This is a genomic window from Sphingomonas parapaucimobilis NBRC 15100 (genome assembly GCF_000787715.1).
GTDB lineage: Bacteria > Pseudomonadota > Alphaproteobacteria > Sphingomonadales > Sphingomonadaceae > Sphingomonas > Sphingomonas parapaucimobilis.
On the sequence record NZ_BBPI01000070.1, the window covers coordinates 78,698 to 104,175 of the forward strand.

Sequence of the window (25,478 nt, forward strand, 5' to 3'; positions counted from 1 at the left end):
GGCGATGTCGGATATCAGGCGCCGACGATCCGCCTGCGCGCATCGGCCGCGATCGCCTTGCGATCCGGGAAGCCGGCGGGGTCGAAGGGTTCGAGATAGTGCAGGGTCACCGTGAATCGCCCCCGCCGCCGCAGCACGCGCTTGGCATGGGCGTCACCCGGATCGGTGCCGAGCCACGCGATGTCGCGGGCGACCGTGCCATAGTCGATCCGCACCGGCTGCACCCGGATGCCGGGCAAGGGCGGGACCAGCGCCGCGAACAGCGCGGGCTTGAACGGCAGGACGGACAGGTCGTCGCCGGTGGTCCCTTCGGGAAACACCGCAAGAGGTTGGCCTTCAGTCAACGCGGATCGGATCGCCGCGACCTGATCGCCGACCCCCAGCCGGTCGCCGCGCTCGACGAACAGCGTGCGATTCAGCCCCGCCAGCCAACCGACCAGCGGCAGCGCCGCCACCTCCGCCTTGGCGACGAAGCGCGTTCCCGACGTGCCCGCCAGCAGCAATATGTCCATCCAGCTCAGATGATTGGCCGCGATCATGACGTTGCGGCGCTCGGGCGTGCCGGTAACGCGAATGTCCGCGCCCAGGATCATCGCGACCCGGCGCAGGAACCGGGGCGGCCACGGCGAAGCGCGCCCGACCAGCCGCCACGTTCCATGGAGCGTCAGCGCGATCAGCAGCACGCCGACGATACACAAAAGGCGACCCGCTGCACGCAGGCCGCCCTTGCTGTCGGCGTCGATGGGGACGGCGACCGCCATCAACTCTTGCGGTCGAGGCTGACGCCGTAAAGCTCCATCCGGTGATCGACCAGGCGGAAGCCCAGCTTTTCGGCGATCGCCTTTTGCAGCTGTTCCAGTTCGGGGTCGACGAACTCGATCACCCGGCCGGTCTCGACATCGATCAGATGGTCGTGATGCGCCTCGGGCGAGGGCTCGTAGCGGGCGCGGCCGTCGCCGAAATCATGGCGGTCCAGGATGCCCGCTTCCTCGAACAGACGGACGGTGCGGTACACGGTCGCGATCGAGATGCCGGGATCGATCTTGGCGGCGCGCTCATAGACCTTTTCCACATCCGGATGGTCCTCCGCTTCCGACAGGACGCGGGCGATCACGCGGCGCTGTTCGGTGATGCGCAGTCCCTTTTGTGCGCACAGCGCTTCGAGATCGATTTTGCGGGCCATGGTAACGTCTAACTCCTCGGGCGAACCCCTCTCTACCCCAAAGGCTAATTGCGAAAAGAGGATAGCGACTCGCAATAACCCGGAAACAGTGATCGGGTCAGACGATGGGGCGGGTATAGGTATGCGCGTCGTAATGCCGCCCGTCCGCGCCCTTGTAATAATTGCGCCGTTCGCCGCACTTGGCAAAGCCGTGCGTCGCATAGAACAGGATGGCCGGGTTGTTGGAGCGCACCTCCAGATGCAGCGTCTCGACGCCGTGCGCGGCGCAGTCGGCGACGACCGCCTCGACCAGCAGGCTGCCGATCCGCGCGCGGCGACGGTCGGGCGTGACGCCCAGCAGCAGCAATTCCGCTTCGTCCAGTACCGCGCGGGTCAGCGCGAAGCCCGCCGGTTCCTCGCCCGCCTCGGCGATCAGCAGCTTGATGCCGGGCAGCGCCATCACGCCGAGCAATTGCGAGCGGGTCCATGCCTCGCCCCATTGCGGGTCGAAGGCCGCGGCCATGACCTGTTCGACGACACCGGCGTCGCGCGCGTCACCGGGGCGAAGCGAGATGCCGATACTGCCCATCAGGCAGCCCCGAGACCGACGGCGTCGGGCGGGGTGATGCCGCCGGGCAGCTTGGCATCAGGTGCGCGGCCATAGACCGGGCGCGGGGGCAGGGCGGTGAGTTCGGGCGTCAGTCGCCATGCCTCGGCCGCATTGGGCAGCGCCTCGATGACAGGCAGATCGGGCGACAAGGCGGTCAGCCAGCGCACGCCATTGCCGATCGCGACCCGCCCCTCCAGCGCGTCGAGCGCCGCGTCGGGCTTCATCGAGGCGAAGGGGGCGAGCGTCGTCAGGTCGCGGGCGAAGGGCTGGACGAAGACCTCGCCATGCCCGCCCTCCAGCACGACGGTCAGCGCGTCATCGTCGCGCGCGGCGAACCCGGCGGCGGCGACCAGCGCCAGCGACTGATAGCCGGTTGCGGTCACGCCCCAGCCCAGTGCCAGTCCGCGCGCCGCCGCGATGCCGACGCGGATGCCGGTAAAGCTGCCCGGCCCACAATCGACCAGAATGCGCTCTGCCCGGCCACCATCGGGCAAGGCCGCGATCATCGGCACCAGCCGCTCGGCATGGCCGCGCCCGACCACGTCATGGCCGCGCGCGATCACCCGGTCGCCGTCGAGAAGGGCGACCGAGCAGGCGGCGGTGGCGGTGTCGATGACCAGCGTGCGCAAGGGAGGCTCAGGCGATCCGGTTGGCTTGCTCGAACGCCAGCCGGGGGTTGCGCGGGTGCAGCTTCGACGTGTCGCCATAGCCTAGGGTCGCGATGAAGTTCGACCGCACGCCCGGCTGGTCGGCGAAGAACGCCTTGTCCACCGCACCCTGGTCGAAGCCCGACATCGCGCCGGTATCCAGCCCCAGCGCGCGCGCGGCGAGGATCAGATAGGCCCCCTGGAGCGAGCTGTTGCGGAAGGCCGAGGCCTCGCGCAGTTCGGTATTGCCGTCGAACCAGCTCTTCGCATCCACATGCGGGAAGAGCTGCGGCAGGGTTTCGTGAAAGTTCACGTCCATGCCGATGATGACGGCGGCGGGCGCCTGGCGAATTTTGTCGGCATTGCTGTCCGAGGCGCAGGCCGCGAGCTTTTCCTTCGCCTCCGCGCTCAGGCACCAGACCATGCGCGCCGGGCTCTGATTGGTCGAGGTCGGCGGCATCTTCATCAGATCCCAGATCGCCCGGATCTCGTCCTCGCCGACGGGCGTGTCGAGGTAATGGTTGAAGGTGCGCCCCTCGCGGAACAGCCGATCCAGGCTGGCGTCGTCGATCGGGTTCATCAGACGGCCCTCACTTCGGTGACTTCGGGCACATAATGGCGCAGCAACTGCTCGATGCCGTTCTTCAGCGTCGCGCTGGACGAGGGGCAACCGGCGCAGGCACCCTGCATCTTGAGGTAAACCTTGCCCTTGTCGAAGCCGCGATAGACGATGTCGCCGCCGTCATTGGCCACCGCAGGGCGGACGCGCGTGTCGATCAGTTCGCGGATCTGCGCGACGATGTCGGCATCCTCGGGATCGTCGGTGAAGCTTTCCTCTTCGACCGGCACCGAAAAGTCTGCCGCACCCTGGCGGAACAGCGGCATCTGCGCCGAGAAATGGTCGAGCAGGATGCCCAGCACATCGGGCTTCACGTCCGACCAGTCGGTGCCGGGCGCGACCGTGACCGAGACGAAATCACGGCCGAAGAACACGCCGGTCACATCGCCCAGGTTGAAGATCGCCTCGGCCAACGGGCTGGCGGCGGCTTCCTCGGGCGAGGCGAAGTCGCGGGTGCCGCTGTCCATGACCTTGCGGCCGGGCAGGAATTTCAGCGTCACCGGGTTGGGCGTCGGTTCGGTCTCGATCAGCATGACCCCCATGTGGCGCGGCTCGCGATGGGGATCAAGCCGGACGCGGGAAAGGATGCGTTTCCGCAGAGGCAATCCCGCTTTGATGCGCCTGCTTTGGCCGACCCGCTATGGCTGGCCATCAGAAAGCCGACCAATCCTCGTTCGCCGCGCGCCGGACGGGTATCGGCACGACCCGTTCCTTTGCCGACTCGACGACGCGCAATGGCGTGGGGGACATGTCGAGCACGAAGCGCTCGACCGCCTGCGACAATTGCTCCGCCTCGTCGGCCAGGCTGCGCGCGGCGGCGGTGGCCTGTTCGACCATCGCGGCATTCTGCTGTGTCACCATGTCCATCTGGGACAGGCTGCTGTTCACCTCGCCCAGCCCCTTGGCCTGGCGATTCGCATCGTCGGCGATGCCGGTCATCAGCGTGCCCAGCCGACCCATCCCCTCGTTGATCTTCTCCAGCGCCACGCCCGTCTCGCCGACCAGCGCGACGCCGTTCTGCACCCCGCTGGCGCTGGCCAGCACGCGCTGCTTGACGTCTTGTGCGGCATCGGCCGAACGCTGCGCCAGCGCGCGCACCTCGGAGGCGACCACCGCGAAGCCGCGTCCGGCCTCGCCCGCGCGCGCGGCCTCGACCCCGGCATTGAGCGCCAGCAAATTGGTCTGGAAGGCGATGCCGTCGATGACGCCGATGATCTCCTCGATCTCGGACGAGGCGCGCTGGATGTCGACCATCGCCGCCCTGGCCCGGACGACCACCGCGCCGCCGTCGCGCGCATCGGCGCGGGTCTGTTCCAGCGCATGCGCGGCATCGGTCGCGCCGGTCGCGGCGTGGCGGACGGTCGCGGTGATCTCGTCCATCGCGGCGGCGGTTTCCTCCAGGCTGGCGGCCTGCTGCTCGGTCCGCTGCGACAGGTCGTCGGAGGCCTGGCGAATGTCCATCGCGCCCGCCCGCACGCCGCCGGCCGCACCGACGACGCGCGCCATCGTCGCATGCAACGCCGCCATCGCCGCGTTGAAATCGCTTTTCAGCCGGGCAAAGGGCTCGTCGAGCGTCGCGTCGATCCGCGCGGTCAGGTCGCCCTTGGCGAGGGCCGACAGGCCCTGGCCGATGCTGGCGACGATCAGCCCGGTCTGGGCGGTCTTCTCCGCCTCGGCACGGGCGAGCTGGTCACGAAAGGCGACCATCGACCGCGCCATTTCCCCGACCTCGTCCTCGCGTTCGGCATGGGGAATGGCGCGCCCGGTCTGCCCTTCCGCCAGCAGCCCCATGGCTTGGCGAAGCTCGTGCAGCGGCCGGACGACGGTGCGCAGTGCGATGTACAGGCCGGTCGCCAACCCGGCGATGGCGAGCAGCACCGTCGCGCCGATCAGGATCCAGCGTCCCTGTTCGGCCACGGTATCGGCGCGGACATGCAACGCCTTCACCTCGCCGGTCAGCGCATCGATCCGCGTATCGGCGATCCTGGAGGCCAGCCGCTCGGCCGGGCGCACCCGCTGGCGGAAATGCGAAAGACCGGCCGCCCGGTCCCCCGTATCCGCAAGGCTGCCGACCTGGGCCAGTTCGTGGCGGACACGGGCCTGTGACGTAAAATAGGCGGGCGTGATCGCATAGCGTGCGGCATCGCTGCGCAGCGCGTCGAGCTGGTCGGTGAACTTGCCCAGCCGGGTGTCGAACTTGCCCTGGATCACCTGTCGCTCGGCGGGATCGCTTTCGATCACCAGATTGAGCGCATCGCGCTGCAAGGACCGGCTGAGCGAGCGGAGTTCGGCCAGCCGCAGCATCACCGCCTCGGCATGGGCGGCATCCTGGTTGGCGCGGGCAACGCGCCCCTCGGTCTGCAGGGTGACGGCCGACAGGATCGCCAGCAACAGCATCGACACCAGCACGGGTGCAATGAGGCGGGCTGCTACGCTCTTGATAAACATGACAATTCCGTGACAAAGCCGGGGCTGGCAAGCGGCGCGGCTTGTCGTTCGTCACGGGTTACCAAAAGGTTAATATAAAACCAATTTCATACCGCATCGGCTATGTCGGACAGTCAGGCCGTCTCGCCCAGCAGGTGCCGCAGGCTGTCCGCCACCGCGCGGCCGGGTTGGCGCAGCGGGCGGGCAAAACGCAGCCGCAGCACGATCCGCGCGCCCTCGGCTTCGTTCCATAATTCATGCGGATAGCTGTCGTCGAAGATCAGCGTTTCACCCTCGGCCCAGCGCACGATCCGATCGCGCACCCGCATCCGCGCGTCCCCGTCGCGCGGCACCGCCAGCCCGAGATGACAGGTCAGCAGCCCCTTGGTCGCGCCGCGCCGCATCGCGACATGCGCCCCGGGCGCGAGCAGCGCGAAGGCGGCGTCGTGCAGTCCCGGCACCTCGCCCAGCGCCGCGGTCGCCACGGGGCAGCGATTCGCGGTCTCACCATCCCGCAGCAGGGGCACGATCCGGCTGGTCGCCGCCGGACCCGATACCGCCAGCGCCTCGTCCCGGATCGCACGCCATTGCCGCCGCAGCCCGGCCGTCCAGGCGAAGTCGCGAATGTCGAGCACCGGGTCGTTGGGCACCAGCGAGGATGCGGCGATCACCCCGTCGAACAGCCGACACAGCGCCGTCAGCGCGGGATGGGGCAGGGCGGGGGGCGAGGGGAGGCTGGGGAGGGCGGCGACCAGGGTCGGGACGGGCCGCACGGGCCGCTCGGCCTCGCCCGAATTGTGCCATATTGTGGCCGGCCCCTGACGCTGGGCACTGGCCTTGATCGACTTGGTCATCACGTTCCGAACATCCCCGGCCCGACCCTTGGCGCCCGGGCATCGATGGCCCTTGTGACGCGGGATCAGTCCGGTCGTCCTACCCCGCCACTGGGTCGAAATGATGGCGTCGAACCGTCGCAAAGCGGCGCATTGGGGCGATTTAGGGGCGGCTGGCGATCCGGCGTGCGGCGGGTTAAGAGGGGCGTATGGCATTCCCGACCCGCGCTCTGCGCAGCCTTGCCCTGCCGGTCCTTCTCGGACTGGCGATCCCCGTCATCGGCCAGGTTCCCGGCCAGACCGACAATCGTTCGGTGCCGCAGGGCATGCCGGTGGCCGCCACCGTGGCGCCCGCCCCTGGCGCGACCGCCGATCCGCTCGCCCCGCTGCCGCCGATCCCCGGCGTCGACCAGACCCCATGGCTCTACAAGGGCTCGGACCTGCCGCAGGACAAGATGTGGAAGTTCGGGCGACTGGCCAATGGCCTGCGCTTCGCGGTCCGCCGCAACGGGGTGCCGCCCGGGCAGGTCGCGGTGCGGGTGCGGATCGACGCGGGTTCGCTGAACGAACAGGCCTCCGAGCGCGGTTTCGCGCATCTGATCGAGCATCTGTCCTTCCGCGGATCACAATACGTCCCCGATGGCGAGGCCAAGCGTATCTGGCAGCGGCTGGGCGCGACCTTCGGTTCGGACTCCAACGCGTCGACGACGCCGACCCAGACCGTCTATCAGCTCGACCTGCCCGGCGCGACCGAGGCGGGGCTGGACGAGAGTCTCAAGATCCTCAGCGGCATGATGGCCGCGCCCTCGCTGACCGCCCAGTCGCTGAACGCCGAGCGTCCGGTCGTGCTGGCCGAACGGCGCGAGCGGCCGGGGCCGCAGGTCCGCTATTCGGACAAGCTGCGCGAAACCCTGTTTGCGGGCCAGCCGCTCGCCGAACGCTCGCCGATCGGCCAGCTCAAGACGCTGGAGGCGGCGACGCCGGAGACGGTGAAGGCATTTCACGATCGCTGGTATCGTCCCGAACGCGCGGTCGTCATCATCTCGGGCGATATGGACCCGGCGCTGCTGGCCAGGCTGGTCACAAAGAATTTCGGGTCGTGGCAGGGCGTCGGCCCCAATCCGCCCGATCCCGATTTCGGCAAGCCGACCGCCGATGCACCCGTCGCGGGGGCGCTGGTCGAGCCGTCGATACCGCCGGTCGTCGCCATGGCGGTGCTTCGCCCCTGGCAGTATCAGGACGATACCGCGATCTTCAACCAGAAGCGGATGGTCGACATGGTCGCCGCGCGCCTGATCAGCCGCCGTCTGGAAAACCGGGCGCGGGCCGGGGGCAGCTTCCTGCAGGCTGCCGTGGCCCTCGACGACGTATCGCGCTCGGCCAATATCACCACGGTCAATGTCGTGCCGATCGGCGACAATTGGGAGGCCGCGCTGAAGGATGTGCGCGCGGTCATCGCCGATGCGATGGCGACTCCGCCGACACAAGGGGAGATTGACCGCGAACTGGCCGATTATGACGCGATCCTGCGCAACCAGGTCGAAACGTCGCGGGTCGAGGCGGGGTCGAAACAGGCCGACGACATGGTCGGCGCGCTTGATATCCGCGAGACGGTGACCGCGCCCGAGACGAGCTATCAGATCCTGCGTCAGGCGATCGACAAGAAGATGTTCACGCCTGACGCGGTGCTGGCCTCGACGCGCAAGATTTACCAGGGCACCGCGACCCGCGCGCTGGTCAACACCCGCACGGTGCAGGCCGATGCGGTCGCCAGGCTGACCGCCGCGCTGAAGGCGGATGTCCGCCCGCTGGCCGAACAGCGCCGCCGTCAGGGCGCGGTGACCTTCGCCCAGCTCCCCAGGCTGGGTACGCCCGGCAAGGTCGTGTCACGAGAGAAAGTCTCCGATCTGGGGCTGGAAAAGGTGACGTTCGCCAATGGCACGCGCCTGTTGTTGTTCGCCAATGACGGTGAGACGGCACGGGTCTATCTGCGGGTCCGGTTTGGGCGCGGCTATGACGCCTTGCCCGCGACCCGCGAGAGCCCGGCCTGGGCCGCCGACCTCGCGCTGGTCGCGGGGGGTATCGGCAAGTTCGACCAGGGCGATCTCGACCGGCTGACCGCCGGGCGGACGATGGGAATGGACTTCGATATCGACGACGATGCCTTCGCCTTCAACGCCCTGTCGTCGCCCGGCGATTATGCCGACAATCTCAAACTGATGGCGGCCAAGCTGATCGCGCCGCGCTGGGACGCGGCACCGGTCAACCGGGCCAAGGCGGCGATGCTGGCGGGGTATGACGGATTCGACTCGTCGCCCGACGGCGTGCTCGGCCATGATCTGGAGCGGCTGCTGCGCGACGGCGATCCGCGCTGGGGCACGCCGCCGCGCGACGCGGTGGAGGCGACCACGCCGGAATCGTTCAAGGCGCTCTGGGCACCGCTGCTCGCCTCCGGCCCGATCGAGGTGTCGGTGTTCGGCGACGTGAAGGCGGATGAGGCGATCAAGGCGGTGGCGGACAGCTTCGGCGCGATCCCGGCGCGTCAAGGGGCGACCGGCCCGGTGCCGCCGATCCGCTTCCCCGCGCATGTCGCCACGCCCGTCGTCCGCACGCATACCGGCCCGGCGGATCAGGCGGCGGCGGTGATCGCCTGGCCGACCGGCGGCGGATCGGCCGACGACCGCATCCGCAACCGGCTGGACGTGCTGGCGCAGGTCTTCGCCGACCGGCTGTTCGACCGGCTGCGTTCGCAGGCGGGGGCCAGCTACAGCCCGCAGGTGGCCAGCCAGTGGCCGATCGGCCTGCCCGGCGGCGGGCGGATGATCGCCATCGGCATGGTCGCCCCCGACAAGGTCGACTTCTTCCTGGCGACCGCCCGCTCGATCGCCGCCGACCTGGCGTCGAAGCCGATCGATGCCGACGAACTGCAACGGATCAAGCGGCCCATGGCGCAACGGCTCGCCCGCATGGCGTCGGGCAATCTGTTCTGGATGCAGCGGCTGGGCGGTGCGACCTATGATCCGCAGCGGATCGAGGCGACCAAGCGGCTGGCGCAGGACTTCGTATCGATCGGTCCTGCCGACCTTCAGGCGGTCGCGGCGCGCTATCTGCGGCCGGACACCGACTGGACGCTCAAGGTGGTGCCCCGCGCCAAGTAGTCCTCCCCGCTCGCGGGGAGGGGGACCGCCGCGAAGCGGTGGTGGAGGGGGGCTTCCTCACAGGGCAGCCATTGCGGCGCTCCCCCTCCACCAGCCTGCGGCTGGTCCCCCTCCCCGTGCCGGGGAGGAACTTGTCGGTGCTGGCATCGTTTCACCCGCCAACCACCTTTGTGCGGCGCAATATCCGCGCCGCCCTTTCGCTTTGCTTGGCTTTCGGCTATGGCGCGCGGCGACATACCCTCCGAACAAGAGAAATTTGCATGAGCCTCCGCAACGTGGCGATCATCGCGCACGTCGACCATGGCAAGACGACCCTGGTTGATCAGCTGTTCCGCCAGTCGGGCACCTTCCGCGACAACCAGCGCGTCGAAGAGCGCGCGATGGACTCCAACGACCTGGAAAAGGAGCGCGGGATCACGATTCTCGCCAAGCCGACCTCGGTCGACTGGACTCCCCCGGGCAGCGACGAGTCGATCCGCATCAACATCGTCGACACCCCCGGCCACGCCGACTTCGGTGGCGAAGTCGAGCGCATCCTGTCGATGGTCGACGGTGTCGTCCTGCTGGTCGACTCGTCGGAAGGCGCGATGCCGCAGACGAAGTTCGTGACCGGCAAGGCGCTGGCGCTGGGCCTGAAGCCCATCGTCGTCGTCAACAAGGTCGACCGCGCCGACGCGCGTATCCAGGAAGTGCTGGACGAAGTGTTCGACCTGTTCGTCTCGCTCGACGCGAATGACGAGCAGCTGGACTTCCCCGTCCTCTACGCCTCGGGCCGCAACGGCTATGCCTCGACCGACATGGACGCGCGCGAAGGCACGCTGATCCCGATGTTCGAGACGATCGTGAACCACGTCCCGGCTCCGAAGGTCGAAGTCGAGGACGTGCCCTTCACCTTCCTGGTGACGCTGCTCGACCGCGACAACTTCCTGGGCCGCATCCTGACCGGCCGCGTCAACTCGGGCACGGTCAAGCTGAACCAGGCGATCCACGCGCTCGACGCCGATGGCAACATCGTCGAGACCGGCCGTGCATCGAAGATCATGTCGTTCCGCGGCCTGGACCGCGTGCCGGTCGAGGAAGCCAAGGCGGGCGACATCATCTCGCTGGCGGGTCTGGCCGTCGCGACGGTGGCGAACACCATCGCCGACACCAGCGTCAGCGAGCCGCTGAAGGCGCAGCCGATCGATCCGCCGACGCTGTCGATGCGTTTCGCGGTCAACGACTCGCCGATGGCGGGCCGTGAGGGCTCGAAGGTGACCAGCCGCATGATCCGCGACCGCCTGATGCGCGAAGCGGAATCGAACGTCGCGGTGAAGGTCACCGAAAGCGACGACCGCGACAGCTTCGAGGTCGCCGGTCGCGGCGAACTCCAGCTGGGTGTTCTGATCGAGACGATGCGCCGCGAAGGCTTCGAGCTGGGCATCAGCCGCCCGCGCGTGCTGTTCGGCGAGGACGAGGACGGCAAGAAGACCGAGCCGTACGAAACCGTCATCATCGACGTGGACGAGGAATATTCGGGCACGGTCGTCGAGAAGATGAACCTGCGCAAGGCCGAGATGACCGACATGCGTCCCTCGGGCGGCGGCAAGACTCGTATCACCTTCTCCGCGCCCTCGCGCGGCATGATCGGTTACCATGGCGAGTTCCTGTCGGACACGCGCGGCACCGGCATCATGAACCGCCTGTTCGAGAAGTACGGCCCCCACAAGGGCAAGATCGAAGGCCGCAAGAACGGCGTTCTGATCTCGAACGGCGCGGGCGAAGCGCAAGGGTACGCGCTGGGTCCGCTCGAAGAGCGCGGCATCCTGTTCGTCGGCCACGGCGAAGCGCTGTACGAAGGCATGATCATCGGCGAGAACGCCAAGACGGATGACCTCGAGGTCAACCCGATGAAGGCGAAGCAGCTGACCAACTTCCGCGCCTCGGGCGGCAAGGATGACGCCATCCGCCTGACCCCGCCGAAGAAGATGACGCTTGAGCAGGCCATTGCGTATATCGACGACGATGAAATGGTCGAAGTGACCCCGAAGTCGATCCGTCTGCGCAAGCGCTACCTCGACCCGAACGAGCGCAAGCGCGCGGCTCGCTCGAAGGCAGCGTAAAGAACAGGGGCCGGACGGAAACGTCCGGCCCTTTTTCGTTGTGGGAAGGGCGACGAGGTTTGCGGGCGCAATCTCCCACCGCCGTCCGGTGGGCCGGTAAACCCCATCCTCCGTTCAGCCTGAGCGAAGTCGAAGGCCACGCACGGACCTCCGCCACGATCCGACCTGGGACGAGAGGTTTTCCCTTGGCCTTCGACTTCGCTCAGGCTGAACGGAGGGGGGGCACCGTCAGGGGTGTCCCATCGGCCGTTACGCGGCGTGCGACAGCGTATCCCGTTCCGCATCCAGCGCCGCGCCCAGATCGGCCCAGATGTCCCGCACATCCTCCAGCCCGACCGACAACCGCACCAGATCGGGCATGATGCCGTGCGCGATGAGCTGTTCGACGGGATAGGTGGAGTGGGTCATGCTCGCGGGATGCTGGATCAGCGTCTCGGCATCGCCCAGCGACACGGCGCGCTGGATCAGGGTCAGCCGGTTCATCACCCGCTTGCCCGCCTCATACCCGCCGCGCACCCGGAACGCGATCATGCCGCCGGGCAGCGCCATCTGGCGCTGGGCCAGATCATGCTGGGGGAAGCTCTCCAGCCCCGGATAATGGACCGCATGCACCGCCGGATGCGCCTGGAGCCGTTCGGCGATGGCCTGCGCCGAGGCGGCATGACGTTGTACGCGGAGTTCCAGCGTCTTCAGCCCGCGCAGGATCAGCATGGCGTTGAAGGGAGACAGTACCGCACCGGTCATGTCCTTCACGCCGAACAGTCGGATCTGCTGGATGTCCGCCGCGCGGCCCAGCACCATCCCTGCGACCAGATCGCCATGCCCGCCCAGATATTTGGTGGCGGAGTGGACGACGAAATCCGCGCCCAGCGCGATCGGGCGGGTGATGACCGGCGTGGCATAGGTGTTGTCGACCACGCTCCACGCACTATGCGCCCTGGCGAGCGCGCAGACTGCCTGGATATCGACCAGCCGCATATTGGGATTGGCGGGCGTCTCGAAATAGACGAGCCTGGTGTCCGGCCCCAGCGCTGCCTCGACCGCCGCGATGTCGGTCATGTCGACATGGGTGACGCGGATGCCGAACCGGCCCAGCCCATGCTGCATGAACGCGAAGGTGCAGCCATAAAGCGTCATGTCGGTCAGGATTTCGTCCCCCGGGCCCAATAGCGTCCACAGGGTCGCGGTGATCGCGCCCATGCCCGATGCAGTGCCCAGCGCCGCCTCGGCCCCCTCCAGATGCGCGATCCGCCGTTCCAGCAGGTCGACCGTCGGGTTGGAGATGCGGCTATAGACATGGCCCGGTGCCTCGCCGGAGAAACGCGCGGCGCCGTCTTCCGCGCTCTCGAACGCGAAGGTCGAGGTGAGGTGGAGCGGCGGGGTCAGCGCGCCCTCATGATCTTGGGGATCATAGCCGTGATGGATGGCGGCGGTGGCGAAACCGAAAGGGGCAGGGGTCGACATGGCAGGCGGGCTTTCTATCGGTGATGCCGCCATTTTAAGCCGGAAGGCCGGTGTCGAAATTGCGTTCTTTGCCAAATAGGGCTGGCGGATTGGCAGAATCTGCTAAGATCAGGCATGGATACCAAGGACCGCCAGATCGTCCGCCTGCTCCAGCAGGACGGGCGGCTCACCAACCAGGACCTGGCCGAGCGCGTCGGCCTGTCGCCGTCACCCTGTCTTCGGCGGGTGCGCCTGCTCGAACAGGCGGGGGTGATCCAGGGCTATGGCGCGATCGTCGATCAGCAACGCTATGGCCTGCCGGTGACGGCATTCATCCGGGTGCGGCTGGAGCGCCATGCGCGCGACCTGGTGCAGCAGTTCGAGGAGGCGATCCGTCAGTTGGACGAGGTGATGGACTGTCACCTGTTGACCGGGGACGCCGATTATCTGCTCCGCGTCATCGTCGCCGACCTGGAATCCTATGAGCGGTTCATCCGCCGCAAGATGCACGCGATCGCCGGGATCGCCAGCCTGGATACCACCTTCGCTTATGGGGTGGTGAAGAGCAGCCGGACGTTCCCGGCGGACTGAACGCATCGATCGTTGATCTTATGTGGCACCACCCCGGCGGAGGCCGGGGTCCAGTTGCGGCACGATGGGGGAGACACATCGGCGTTCGCCCAACTGGATCCCGGCCTTCGCCGGGATGGTGGAATGGATCAGCGATTGACTGCAAATTGGAGCAGCGGAGCGCACTCTCCAACGAAAAACGCCCTCCTTCCGCTGGGGAAGGAGGGCGTCTTGTCAGCCGTCGCTGTGGCGATCAGGTGCCGAAGGTGCGCTGCCACCAGCCGCGGCGCGGGGTTTCCCCGGTGGCGCCTTCGGCATCGGCCGCTGCCGGTTCCTCGGCCGGAGCCGGTTCGGCGGCGGGGGCTTCCTCGGCGACCGGCTCGGCGGCAACCTTGGGGGCTGCCTTCTTGCGGACGCGCTTGGGCTTGGCCGGGGCTTCGGCTTCCGCCTCGGCGACCGGAGCGACTTCCTTGGCGGCGGGTTCGGCCGCAACCTTGGGGGCCGCCTTCTTGCGGACGCGCTTGGGCTTGGCCGGGGCTTCGGCTTCCGCCTCGACCTCTGCCACCGGGGCGACCGGCGCAGGTGCTTCCTCGACGACCGGCGTCTCGACCACGTCGCTGGCGACCGGCGCGGCCTTGCGGGCACGCGGACGGCGGCGGGTCTTGGGCGCGTCGCTCGCCTCGGCCTCGGCCACCGCGAGCGGGGTCGTCACCGGCGCGGCATCGCCCGCCTCGATCGGCTCGACGATCGGCAGCGGCGCGTCCGACGCATCGTCATCCGACGCGGTATCGGTCGCAGCTTCGGCTGTGTCGTTCGCGGCACCTTCGCCACGACGACCGCCACGGCGACCGCGACGTCCGCGACGGCGGCGTCCGCCTTCGCGCGGCTCGGCTTCGGTGGCGTCGATCGACTCGGAGGCGTCGTCCTCGGCCGATTCCTCGGCATCGGTTGCGTCCTGCTCGGCCCCGTCCTGCTCGGCGTCATCGGCGTGTTCCTCGCCTTCGGCCTGTTCGGTGCCTTCACCCTCGCCACGGTTGCGGCGACCGCGACGGCGACGACGACGCTTGCGGCCATTGCCGTCGCCTTCGTCCCGCGATTCGCGCGGGCGGGGTGCTTCGGTCGCTTCCTCCTCGACCTCGTCCTCTTCTTCCTCCTCGATCTCGTCGACCAGATCGTCCTCATCTTCCTCGACGGGGAGGAGCATGTCGATCTTGGGCGCATAGGCGGGCGGCGGGCCGGACGCCTCGACCGTCATGCGCGCACCCTCTTCCTCGCGGTCGGGGATGATCTCGACAGTCACGCCGTAGCGATCCTCGATCTCGGCGATATCGGCGCGCTTGCGGTTGAGGACATAGACGGCGGCTTCCTGGCTGGCGCGCAACGTCAGGATCGAACCGCGACCGCGCGCGGCCTCGTCCTCGATCAGGCGCAGCGCCGACAGGCCCGACGACGAGGCGGTGCGGACCAAGCCGGTGCCCTCGCAATGCGGGCAGGGGCGGGTCGAGGCCTCGAGCACGCCGGTGCGCAGGCGCTGGCGGCTCATTTCCATCAGCCCGAAGGACGAGATGCGGCCGACCTGGATGCGGGCGCGATCGTTCTTCAGCGCCTCCTTCATCGCCTTCTCGACCTTTCGGACATTGGAATTGTTGTCCATGTCGATGAAGTCGATGACGACCAGACCCGCCATGTCGCGCAGACGCAGCTGGCGCGCGATTTCCTGCGCGGCTTCCAGATTGGTCGCGGTGGCGGTCTGTTCGATATTATGCTCGCGGGTCGAACGGCCCGAGTTGATGTCGATCGAGACGAGCGCTTCGGTCGGGTTGATGACGAGGTAGCCGCCCGACTTCAGCTGGACGACCGGATTGTACATCGCGGCCAGCTGATCCTCGACATGCGCACGCTGGAACAGCGGCACGGCATCGGCATATTGCTTCACCCGGCGGGCGTGCGCGGGCATCAGCAGGCGCATGAAGTCCTTCGCCTGGCGATAGCCTTCCTCGCCCTCGACGATCACTTCCTCGATCTCGCGATTGTAGATGTCGCGGATCGCCCGCTTGATCAGGTCGCTGTCGCCATAGATCAGCGCAGGCGCCGACGAGTGCAGCGTCTTTTCGCGGATGCCGTCCCACAGGCGCGCGAGGTAATCGAAGTCGCGCTTGATCTCGGTCTTGGTGCGCTGAAGTCCGGCGGTGCGGACGATGCAGCCCATGGTCGAGGGCAGCTGCATCTCGGCCATGATGGTCTTCAGGCGCTTGCGGTCTGACGCGTTGGAGATCTTCCGGCTGATGCCGCCGCCGTGCGACGTGTTGGGCATCAGCACGCAGTAACGACCCGCGAGCGACAGATAGGTCGTCAGCGCCGCGCCCTTGTTGCCGCGCTCTTCCTTGACGATCTGGACCAGCAGGACCTGGCGGCGATGGATGACGTCCTGGATCTTGTAGCGGCGACGCAGATTCTGGCGACGCTGGCGCAGCGCCTCGACCTGGTCGTCGTTGACGGTCGACTTCTTCGGGCGGGCGGGGGCATCGCCTTCGCCGTCCTCGTCGTCATGATGGTCGTCGGCGTGGTCGCCATCATCCTCATGATCGTCGTGATCGTCCTCGTCGTCCAGCTCGGCGCGAAGTGCGGCCTCTTCGGCGGCATGCTCGGCCTCTTCGCGGAGCAGGGCTTCGCGATCTTCCTTCGGGATCTGGTAATAATCGGGGTGGATTTCCGAAAAGGCCAGGAAGCCGTGACGGTTGCCGCCGTAATCGACAAAGGCCGCCTGCAGCGACGGTTCGACGCGGGTCACCTTGGCGAGGTAGATATTGCCCTTGAGCTGCTTGCGCTCGGCCGACTCGAAGTCGAATTCCTCGATCCGGTTACCCTTGACGACGGCCACGCGGGTTTCTTCCCGGTGGCGTGCGTCGATCAGCATACGCGTGGTCATTGTGAAGTCTCCACGCGCGCGCCGGGCCTGGCGGCAGCCGTCGCGCGCGGTAAATAAGGTGGGCGGCGGCGCGGGGCGCCGGTCCGCTGGAAATAACGGAAAGCGTGCCGCTTGCAGCCGCAGCATCGGCGACGGGGCCGGTGCGGACCCACGACACCGCGATCCCACCGGCAAAGGCCGGTCGGTCAGCGGGGTGGATCATATGCGTCATGCGAGCGTCAACCTGGTTGGTCCGGGCGCGAAATCCTCGCAGTCCCAGCCCTTTTAGAGATGGCCCCGTCCCGATCGTGGGAGAGGTGATCGAGGCCGGGGTCCGCAGGAGTGCTAGCATCATCGGAACGTTGGCGCAACAGGCGGAAATCTGCCGATCGGGCGGCCAAAACATGCCGAATTTCGGGTTAACCAATGGCCGTAAGGCTGGAGACAGGCACGGTCCGCTACCCGCGTGTTTCGATCTCCGGATCGTGGAAAAGGGTATGCGGTCATGGCTTTTCGCTGGACCAGCGAGGCACAAGCCCGGCATGGTCGCCGGGTCGTGCTGATGCTGTTCACATTCCTGCTCGGGCTGTTCGCGCCGATGAGCGCGATGGCCGCGACGGTGCAGAAGGTGGTGGTACGCGGTGCGCGCCTGATCATCCGGTTCGACACGCCGGTGAAGCGCGCGCGCAGCGTCATGCTGACCGAACAGCGCCGCGTCGCGATCGACGTGACCGGCGCGTCGCCCGGCACCGCCACGATCCGCGACGGCGTGGTGCGCGCGCTGACCCAGACCCGCATCCAGCCCGGCGTGACCCGCCTGACCTTCACGCTGGCGCAGGACGCGGCGATCTTCGACGGCGGGTTCGACGATGACGGCAAGACCCTGTCGCTGACGCTGAAACCGATGGTCGGCCGCTATACCCAGGCGAGCTTCGCGGGCGTGCTCGACTTCTTCCCGTTCCATTTCCAGCGCAAGCCCGCCTATACCCTGACCTTGCCGGTGCCCAGCCCGTCGCGCGCGCTGCCGCTGCCGCGCGTGAAGGGAGCCGACAACCGGCCGCTGGTGGTGATCGATGCCGGGCATGGCGGGGTCGATCCCGGCGCGATCAATCCGCAGACGGGCCTGCGCGAAAAGGACGTGACACTGGCCATCGCGAAGGAGATTCGCGACACGCTGGTCGCGTCGGGCCGGGTGCGCGCCGCGCTGACCCGCGAGGACGACCGCTATATCCTGCACCGCGAGCGCTATGGCATTGCGCGGCGGCTGCATGCCGACCTGTTCATCTCGATCCATTGCGACAGCGCCGGGGCGGGGGAGGCGCGGGGCGCCACCGCCTATACCCTGTCCGACGTCGCCTCCGACAAGGAAGCCGCACGGCTGGCGGCGCGCGAGAACAAGGCGGACGTGATCGCGGGCGTCGATCTGGGCGGGAACAGCGACGTGTCCTCGATCCTGATCGACCTGACCCAGCGCGAGACGATGAATGCCTCGGCCAGCTTCGCGCGGTTGTTGGGCCGCGAGGCGCAACCGCTGATCCCGGTCAAGCCGAGCTTCCACCGCATGGCCTCGCTGATGGTGCTGAAGGCGCCCGACATGCCGTCGATCCTGTTCGAGACGGGCTATATCTCCAACATGCAGGACGCCGCGTTCCTCGACAGCGAACAGGGCCGCGAGCGGATCGCCAAGGCGGTGCTGCAGGCGGTGGAGGTGTATTTCGCGCGGCGGATGGCGGCGCGGTGAAGCTCGCCATGTTTCCCGTTTCCCGTCGAAATCGGGAGTTTCGGGAATAAGGAAGCGGGAACAGCTTTTGGGAAAAGCGAGGCCCATGGGCGTCCGTCGGCTCAATCGACGCGGCTGGATTGCTGTTACCCGCTCCCAAACGGGAAAGCGGCGACCAGTCAGACGGATATTGTCCGATCGTAGGAAGCCTGCTTCAATGAAGCTATGCGGCAAGCACTAATCATCGCGCTGGCAACTGCTTTGCCGGCCTGCGCAAGCTCCAATCATATCGGGGCTGCGTCCGACAGCACCACTACGGCCATCTACAGCCCACCTGTGCGGGTAGGTGAAGCGGGCAGCATGATATTTTTATCTAGTCCGCGTGTTGCGCCGGAAGCAGCAGCACAGGAAGGACGCGGATCGGGAAGCGGAACTACTTCGCTTCCTGAGACACAGCAGATGCCGCTCCCGCCTCCGTCAGACTGCTTCGTGCCCGGTCCTTGGATTGTCTTCTTCTCGAAAGATCGAGCAGACCTGAACAATGAGGCAAAGTCTGCGCTCACCTATTTGGTAGAGAAAGAGCGTGATCCTTGCGGCAAATTCGATCTTAACATCGAAGGGCATATAAACGCAGGTGAAAGTTCGGCGCTTTCGCGGCAACGTGCCGAAGCCGTTCGTCGTTATCTGCAAGGTCAAAAGATCGAGGTTCAAATGACCGTGCAAGCCATAGGGAATAGCAGACCAAGGGTGCCAAACACCTCCCCAGAATCGGAAATCCATAACCCGCGCGTAGAGATTCACGCACGATAAAATGGGTTGTTACGGGGGTGCCTTCGAAGCCCCTATGACCGACGATCTTCCCAAAACACCATCCCTGTGGGAATGCCCCGGCCGTCTCGCTGGTCGTTCGTTTGTGGGAACCCGGCGGTCAGCTGGATAACGCCATCTCGATCGCCGCTGCCGCGTGGAGAGCGGTCGTGTCGAAAATTGGCACCTCACTGTCTTCTGGCCGAACCAGCAGCATGATTTCGGTACATCCTAGAATCACCGCTTCCGCGCCGTTCTCAACCAAGCGAGCAATGACCGCGCGGTAGGCATCACGCGACGCCGGCAGGATCTTACCGGCGACCAGCTCCTCATAGATGATGCGATGGACGGTAGCGCGGTCCTCGTCGTCTGGGACGATGACGTTGAGGCCATGCTGATCGATTAGCCGCCCCTTGTAGAAGGTGTGTTCCATCGTGAACGCGGTTCCGAGCAGTCCGACCGTCTTAACGCCGGCCGCCTTGATGCATTCGGCCGTGGGATCAGCTATGTGGAGGAGCGGCACGCCCACCGCGGCCTCAACGTCGGCCGCCATCCGGTGCATGGTGTTGGTGCATATCAGTAGCACGTCCGCGCCGCCCGCTTCGAGGCGTTGTGCCGCGTCGATCATGCGCGTCGTCAGGCCCGGCCAATCGCCCCTATGCTGCAAGTCCTCGATTTCCGCAAAGTTGAATGACCACAGGAGGCACCGGGCCGATGCGGTCGGACCGAGCCGGTCTCGCACCCCCTCGTTGAGGATGCGATAATACTCTGCGGAACTTTCCCAGCTCATGCCGCCGATCAGCCCGATCATCTTCATCTTTTAATATGTCCCTGCTTCATGCGCCTCTCGCCCAGTTGATATGGGTTTTGAGCACCCTGTCACATTCCCTTTTCACCATCCTTTTCGGGAAGCGCGACTATCTTGTGTGGAGGCCCAATGGCTGAGCATCTGGTTCCCTACGCCCGATCCGCGTAAAGGCGCGGGCATGATCCGCGTCTCTGCCCTTTACCGTTTCGCCGCTTTCCCCGACCCCGCCGCGCTCCGCGAACCCTTGCTTGCCGTGGCCGAGGCGAATGGCATTCGCGGTACGCTGCTGCTCGCGAGCGAGGGGATCAACGGCACGGTGGCGGGCGCTCACGAGGCGATCGAAGCGCTGCTGGGCCATATCCGAACGCTGCCCGGTTGCGCCGATCTCGATTACAAGGATTCCACCGCCGAGACGATGCCGTTCCACCGGATGAAGGTGCGGCTGAAGCGCGAGATCGTGTCGATGGGCGTCGAGGGCATCGACCCCACGCGTGAGGTCGGCACCTATGTCGCGGGCGAGGACTGGAATGCGCTGATCGCCGATCCCGACACCCTTCTGATCGACACGCGCAACGATTATGAGGTCGCGATCGGCACCTTCGATGGCGCGGTCGATCCGGGGACCAAGAGCTTCCGCGACTTCCCCGGCTGGTTCCGCGAGCATCGCGACGAACTGATGGCGGGCAAGTCCAAGGTGGCGATGTTCTGCACCGGCGGCATACGCTGCGAAAAGGCGACCGCGTTCCTGAAGGCCGAAGGAGTGGCGGACGTCTTCCACCTCGACGGCGGCATCCTGAAATATCTGGAGACGATGCCCGAGGAGGAGAGCCGCTGGAACGGCGAATGCTTCGTGTTCGATGCGCGCGTCGCGGTCGGGCATGGGCTGGCGCAGGGCCGTCACGGCCTGTGCCATGGTTGCCGGATGCCGGTCAGTCCGGAGGATCGCACCTCGCCGCTCTATGTCGAGGGGGTGAGCTGCCCCGCCTGCCATGGCACGCGCGACGCGGAGCGGCTGGCCGCCTATGCCGAACGGCATCGGCAGGAACAGCTGGCGGCGGCGCGGGGGCAGGCGCATGTGGGCGCGCGCTACGCCTCCGATGACGGCGCGCGCGACGAACCGCCGCATCCCTGACGCGCAAACCATTCCCAGGCGGGTGGCAAGCCGGGGCGAACCTGCTACACGAAGCCCCGCAAAGCCATGGCCGTCGAAACCTTTTCCCCCCCCGAACCTGCCGAACCGCCGCGCCGCCCGCTCTGGCGCCGCTGGTGGGTGCGGGTGTTCGCCGTCCTTGTGCTGCTCGCGGCGATCGGCGGCGGCGTATTCTGGTTCGTGTTCATGCGCGACCTGCCCTCGGTCGACGCGCTCAAGGCCTATGAGCCGCCGCTGCCGACCCATGTCCGCGGCATCGACGGCACCCCGATCCAGTCCTATGCGCGCGAGCGTCGGGTCGAGCTGTCCTACAATGAATATCCGCCGCTCCTGGTCCGTGCCTTCCTGGCGGCGGAGGACAGGAGCTTCTTCGAGCATGGCGGCGTCGATTATCCGGGTCTGGCGGGCGCGGTGCTGGACTATGCCAAGAAATGGGGCACCGGGCGGCGCGCGCGCGGCGGCTCGACCATTACGCAGCAGGTCGCCAAGAACCTGCTGATCGGCGACGCCTATTCGCCGACCCGCAAGATCAAGGAGGCGATCCTCGCATATAAGATCGAGGATACGCTGACCAAGCCGCAAATCCTGGAGCTGTATCTCAACCAGATCGCGCTGGGCCGGAATGCGTTCGGCGTCGAGGCGGCGGCCCATGCCTATTTCGACAAGGAACTGGACGAGCTGACGCTGGGGCAGATGGCGTATCTGGCGCTGCTGCCCAAGGGACCGGCCAATTACGACCCCGTCCGCCACCCCGACCGCGCGCTGGAGCGCCGCGCCTATGTGCTGCGCGAGATGCTGTCGAACAACTTCATCACCCGCGCGCAATATGATGCGGCGATGGCCGAGCCGCTGGGCACCGTGCTGCGCCGCACGCCCAAATATGCGCAGGTCGGCGGCTATTTCGTCGAGGAAGTCCGTCGCCAGCTGATCAAGCGCTACGGCGAAAAGGCGGAGAGCGGGCCGAACAGCGTCTATGACGGGGGCCTCTGGGTGCGCACATCGCTCGACACCCGGTTGCAGGACCTGGCGGCGGAAGCGCTGCGCGACGGTCTGGTCCGGTTCGAGGGCGGGCGCGGCTGGTCCGGGCCGATCCGGCACGAGGATATCGAGGACGGCAACTGGCAGCAGGTGCTGCTGAACACCAATATCGGCCTCGACTATCGCGACTGGCGCGCAGGCATCGTCACCGCCAAGGATCCGCGCGAGGCGACGATCGGTTTCGCCAATGGCCGCACCGGCACCTTGCCGCGAAGCTTCGCGCAGATGCCGCGCCGGGGCACGGCCGCCACCGCGTTCAGCGCGCTGAAGGTCGGCGACATCATCGCCGTGTCGCCCGCGGGTGAGCAGTTCCAGCTTCGCTCCATCCCGCGCATCTCGGGCGGCTTCGTCGTCGAGGAACCCGCGACGGGCCGCGTGCTGGCGATGCAGGGCGGCTTCGATGCCCGGCTCCAGGCGTTCAACCGCGCCACCCAGGCCGAGCGCCAGCCGGGCTCGACGATCAAGCCGATCGTCTATTCCGCCGCGCTGAACCAGGGGATGACGCCCGCCTCGATCATCGTCGACGGGCCGTTCTGCGTCGACCAGGGTGCCGGACTGGGGACGAAGTGCTTCCGCAACTTCGGCAATTCGGCGGGTGCCGGGCCGCATACGATGCGTTGGGGCATCGAGCAGTCGCGCAACCTGATGACCGTGCGGACGGCCTCGACCGTCGGCATGAAGAACGTCGTCGCGATGATCAAGCAGATGGGGATCGGCGATTTCCCGCCCTATCTCGCCTATGCGCTGGGCGCGGGCGAGACGACGGTGGGGCAGATGGTCAATGCCTATGCGATCCTGGCCAATAACGGGCGCGGCGGCGATCCCTCGCTGATCGACTTCGTGCAGGACCGCCACGGCAAGGTGATCTGGCCGGAGAACTGGCATGCCTGCGACCGCTGCAACGCCGCCGATTATGACGGCAAGCCGATGCCGCGCCCGGTCTCGCACCAGCGGCAGGTGCTCGACGCGATGACCGCCTATCAGATGGTCCATATCACCGAGGGCGTGATCCAGCGCGGCACCGCGACCGGACTGCGCGACCTGAATCGCCCGATGTTCGGCAAGACCGGGACCAATAACGGCCCCACCGACGTCTGGTTCGTCGGCGGCACGCCGCAATTCGTCGGCGGCCTGTATATCGGGTACGATCATCCGCGCTCGCTGGGCGGCTATGCGCAGGGCGGGACGATCGCGGTGCCGATCTTCCACCAGTTCGCGCAAAGGGCCTATGAGGGACTCGAGAAGCTGCCCTTCCGCGCCGCGCCCGGCATCCGCATGGTCCGCATCGACCGGGCGAGCGGGCGGCCGGTCTATGGCACCTTCCCGACCGGCGACGATCCCAAGCCCGCCGTGATCTGGGAAGCGTTCAAGCCGGAGAGCGAACCGCGCCGCCGCGCGCGCCGTGCCGCCGCCGCCGAGGCGCCCGCGACGCCGACCGGCCCGACCAGGCCCGCGCCGCCGCGCGACAGCGATTTCTTGCAAAGAGAAGGCGGAATCTACTAGCCCGCTTCCCATATTCGTTTTGCCGTCCGGTTTGGGCGGCCGTACGACCGATTCGGAGAATTTTCATGCGCGCTGAAGCGCAGGCTCATGTCGACACGATCAAGGACGCCCTGGAGCTGCTGCGCCGCTTCCTCGACTGGGACCGCGCGCTGCGCCGCCTGGACGAGCTGAACGCGCGCGTCGAGGACCAGGCGTTGTGGAACGACCCCAAGCAGGCGCAGGAGGTGATGCGCGAGCGTCGCCGCCTGGACGAGGCCATCACCGCCACCCGCGCGATCGAGAACGAGCTGTCGGGCACGGTCGAACTGATCGAGCTGGCCGAGATGGAGGGCGACGAGGAACTCGAGAAGGAGGCCGTCGCCAGCCTGGGCGAACTCGCCAGGAAGGCCGAGGCCGACAAGATCAAGGCGCTGCTGGCCGGCGAAGCCGACGCCAATGACAGCTATATCGAGATCAACGCGGGCGCGGGCGGCACCGAAAGCCAGGACTGGGCCGGGATGCTCCAGCGCATGTACACGCGCTGGGCCGAGCGGCACGGCATGAAGGTCGAGCTGATCGACTATCATGCGGGCGAACAGGCCGGGATCAAGTCGGCGACCCTGCTGGTCAAGGGCGAGAACGCGTACGGCTATGCCAAGGTCGAATCGGGGGTACACCGGCTGGTGCGGATCAGCCCGTACGACTCGGCCGCGCGTCGCCACACCAGCTTTTCGAGCGTCTGGGTCTATCCGGTGATCGACGACAATATCGAGGTCGAGATCAACGAGAGCGAGCTGCGCATCGACACCTACCGCGCGAGCGGTGCGGGTGGCCAGCACATCAACACCACCGACTCGGCGGTGCGTATCACCCACTTGCCGACCGGCATCGTGGTGCAGTGCCAGAACCAGCGTTCGCAGCACAAGAACAAGGCCGAGGCCTATAACCAGCTTCGCGCCCGCCTGTACGAGCGTGAGCTGGCCGAGCGCGAGGCGGTGGCCGATGCCGAGAATGCGACCAAGACCGATATCGGCTGGGGCCACCAGATCCGCTCTTACGTGCTCCAGCCCTATCAGCTGGTGAAGGACCTGCGCACCGGCACCACCTCGACCGCGCCGGGCGACGTGCTGGACGGCGATCTCGACGCGTTCATGGCGGCGGCCCTGTCGCAACGCGTGACCGGCGAGGCGGTCGCGGTGGAGGATGTGGAGTAAGATGCGCGCGCGGGGGGGCAGTTTGCTCGCGGCGGCACTCGTGATCGCGCTGGGGGGCGCGGTGGCGGCGTGCGACGGCTCGAAACCGCTGATCCAGCAGCGCGATGACGCGGACGACGACAAGGTCGGCCCGTTCCCGGCGGCGGACCGGCCGGTCGCCGACGTCGTCTCGTCGCGCTGGTCAAGCGAGGATGCGCGCGACCGCCTGCGCGAGGCGGACCAGGTCATGGACCGGGCCAGGATCCGTCCCGGCATGACGGTGGCCGATATCGGCGCGGGCGAGGGTTATTATACCGTCCGTCTGGCGCAGCGCGTCGGCAAGACGGGCCGCGTATTGGCCGAGGATATCGTCGCCGCCTGGCGCGACCGGCTGGCCGAGCGTGTCTCGCGCGAGCGGCTGGACAATGTCAGCGTCCGCCTGGGCGAGCCCGCCGATCCCAAGCTGCCGCCCACCAGCTTCGACCGCGTTCTCATGGTTCATATGTATCATGAGATCGAACAGCCCTATGAGTTCCTCTGGCGGCTGTTCCCCGCATTGAAGTCCGACGGGCTGGTCGTAGTGGTCGACGCCGATCGCCTTACCAAGGCGCACGGCACCCCGCCCGCGCTGCTGAAATGCGAGTTCGAGGCGGTCGGCTTCACCCAGGTGTCGTTCGAGAACATGCCCTCGGCAGGCGGCTATCTCGCGACCTTCCGCGCGACCGGCCCGCGTCCCGATCCCAAGGCGATCCGCCCCTGCCGCATGAAGGATAATTAGGAAGGACAGTCCCGTTTGTCCTT

The 25,478-nt window shown here is 67.1% G+C and carries 20 protein-coding genes; 9 read left to right on the forward strand and 11 right to left on the reverse strand.

Annotated features, from left to right (window positions below; translation table 11 throughout):
• Window positions 1–14: 14 nt before the first annotated feature.
• The 8 genes from SP5_RS13305 to SP5_RS13340 all read right to left on the reverse strand — a co-directional run bounded on the left by SP5_RS13305 (window position 15) and on the right by SP5_RS13340 (window position 6,319).
• Entirely contained in the window at window positions 15–761 is a 747-nt protein-coding gene (locus tag SP5_RS13305) for a lysophospholipid acyltransferase family protein (RefSeq protein ID WP_042489600.1), read from the reverse strand.
• Window positions 761–1,183 (reverse strand): Fur family transcriptional regulator, encoded by a 423-nt coding sequence (locus tag SP5_RS13310; protein ID WP_042489602.1) that lies wholly within the window; start codon window positions 1,181–1,183, stop codon window positions 761–763. Before SP5_RS13310 ends, SP5_RS13305 begins: the two co-directional genes overlap by 1 nt.
• A 97-nt stretch (window positions 1,184–1,280) precedes the next feature.
• Window positions 1,281–1,751 (reverse strand): GNAT family N-acetyltransferase, encoded by a 471-nt coding sequence (locus SP5_RS13315; protein WP_042489604.1) that lies wholly within the window; start codon window positions 1,749–1,751, stop codon window positions 1,281–1,283.
• A complete protein-coding gene (gene tsaB / locus SP5_RS13320; protein ID WP_042489606.1) occupies window positions 1,751–2,401 on the reverse strand; it encodes a tRNA (adenosine(37)-N6)-threonylcarbamoyltransferase complex dimerization subunit type 1 TsaB in 651 nt (216 codons plus the stop codon). Before tsaB ends, SP5_RS13315 begins: the two co-directional genes overlap by 1 nt.
• A 7-nt stretch (window positions 2,402–2,408) precedes the next feature.
• Window positions 2,409–2,999, reverse strand: coding sequence for a malonic semialdehyde reductase (locus SP5_RS13325; RefSeq protein WP_042489608.1), 591 nt, complete (start codon window positions 2,997–2,999; stop codon window positions 2,409–2,411).
• Window positions 2,999–3,571, reverse strand: coding sequence for a NifU family protein (locus SP5_RS13330; protein WP_042489650.1), 573 nt, complete (start codon window positions 3,569–3,571; stop codon window positions 2,999–3,001). The genes SP5_RS13325 and SP5_RS13330 overlap by 1 nt, the downstream gene beginning before the upstream one ends.
• A gap of 118 nt (window positions 3,572–3,689) precedes the next feature.
• Window positions 3,690–5,486: a methyl-accepting chemotaxis protein gene (locus SP5_RS13335; RefSeq protein WP_084220690.1), complete on the reverse strand. Its 1,797-nt coding sequence runs from the start codon at window positions 5,484–5,486 to the stop codon at window positions 3,690–3,692.
• A gap of 113 nt (window positions 5,487–5,599) precedes the next feature.
• Window positions 5,600–6,319, reverse strand: a complete 720-nt coding sequence (locus tag SP5_RS13340; protein WP_052811550.1) for an aspartyl/asparaginyl beta-hydroxylase domain-containing protein — start codon at window positions 6,317–6,319, stop codon at window positions 5,600–5,602.
• Window positions 6,320–6,507: 188 nt separating this feature from the next.
• Between SP5_RS13340 and SP5_RS13345 the strand changes: the two genes are divergently transcribed.
• Complete coding sequence (locus tag SP5_RS13345) at window positions 6,508–9,456, forward strand: M16 family metallopeptidase (RefSeq protein WP_042489610.1); 2,949 nt, start codon at window positions 6,508–6,510, stop codon at window positions 9,454–9,456.
• Window positions 9,457–9,716: 260 nt separating this feature from the next.
• Window positions 9,717–11,558: a translational GTPase TypA gene (gene typA, locus SP5_RS13350; protein WP_042489612.1), complete on the forward strand. Its 1,842-nt coding sequence runs from the start codon at window positions 9,717–9,719 to the stop codon at window positions 11,556–11,558.
• Window positions 11,559–11,807: 249 nt separating this feature from the next.
• Here the strand turns inward: typA and SP5_RS13355 are convergent, their stop codons facing one another.
• On the reverse strand, window positions 11,808–13,022 hold the full coding sequence (locus SP5_RS13355) for a methionine gamma-lyase (protein WP_042489614.1): 1,215 nt from the start codon (window positions 13,020–13,022) through the stop codon (window positions 11,808–11,810).
• 114 nt (window positions 13,023–13,136) lie between these two features.
• Between SP5_RS13355 and SP5_RS13360 the strand changes: the two genes are divergently transcribed.
• Window positions 13,137–13,592: an Lrp/AsnC family transcriptional regulator gene (locus SP5_RS13360; protein ID WP_042489617.1), complete on the forward strand. Its 456-nt coding sequence runs from the start codon at window positions 13,137–13,139 to the stop codon at window positions 13,590–13,592.
• A 232-nt stretch (window positions 13,593–13,824) separates the two neighbouring features.
• Here the strand turns inward: SP5_RS13360 and SP5_RS13365 are convergent, their stop codons facing one another.
• On the reverse strand, window positions 13,825–16,500 hold the full coding sequence (locus tag SP5_RS13365) for an Rne/Rng family ribonuclease (protein ID WP_245613497.1): 2,676 nt from the start codon (window positions 16,498–16,500) through the stop codon (window positions 13,825–13,827).
• A gap of 484 nt (window positions 16,501–16,984) precedes the next feature.
• Here SP5_RS13365 and SP5_RS13370 point away from each other — a divergent pair, with 484 nt between their 5' ends.
• On the forward strand, window positions 16,985–18,220 hold the full coding sequence (locus tag SP5_RS13370; RefSeq protein ID WP_042489619.1) for an N-acetylmuramoyl-L-alanine amidase family protein: 1,236 nt from the start codon (window positions 16,985–16,987) through the stop codon (window positions 18,218–18,220).
• Window positions 18,221–18,424: 204 nt separating this feature from the next.
• Window positions 18,425–19,009: an OmpA family protein gene (locus SP5_RS18840; RefSeq protein WP_084220691.1), complete on the forward strand. Its 585-nt coding sequence runs from the start codon at window positions 18,425–18,427 to the stop codon at window positions 19,007–19,009.
• 118 nt (window positions 19,010–19,127) lie between these two features.
• On the opposite strand, the gene SP5_RS13380 is transcribed toward SP5_RS18840, so the two are convergent.
• Window positions 19,128–19,823, reverse strand: coding sequence for an aspartate/glutamate racemase family protein (locus tag SP5_RS13380; RefSeq protein WP_042489623.1), 696 nt, complete (start codon window positions 19,821–19,823; stop codon window positions 19,128–19,130).
• Between the two features lie 169 nt (window positions 19,824–19,992).
• On the opposite strand from SP5_RS13380, the gene trhO reads away from it, so the two are divergent.
• From trhO to SP5_RS13400, 4 genes are all read left to right on the forward strand, one after another.
• A complete protein-coding gene (gene trhO, locus SP5_RS13385; protein ID WP_042489625.1) occupies window positions 19,993–20,946 on the forward strand; it encodes an oxygen-dependent tRNA uridine(34) hydroxylase TrhO in 954 nt (317 codons plus the stop codon).
• 66 nt (window positions 20,947–21,012) lie between these two features.
• Complete coding sequence (locus tag SP5_RS13390; protein WP_042489626.1) at window positions 21,013–23,505, forward strand: penicillin-binding protein 1A; 2,493 nt, start codon at window positions 21,013–21,015, stop codon at window positions 23,503–23,505.
• A gap of 65 nt (window positions 23,506–23,570) precedes the next feature.
• Window positions 23,571–24,698, forward strand: coding sequence for a peptide chain release factor 2 (gene prfB / locus SP5_RS13395; RefSeq protein WP_042489628.1), 1,128 nt, complete (start codon window positions 23,571–23,573; stop codon window positions 24,696–24,698).
• Between the two features lies 1 nt (window position 24,699).
• Window positions 24,700–25,455 carry a class I SAM-dependent methyltransferase gene (locus tag SP5_RS13400; RefSeq protein ID WP_084220692.1) on the forward strand — a complete coding sequence of 252 codons (756 nt, stop codon included), beginning with the start codon at window positions 24,700–24,702 and terminating at the stop codon, window positions 25,453–25,455.
• Window positions 25,456–25,478: the final 23 nt, after the last annotated feature.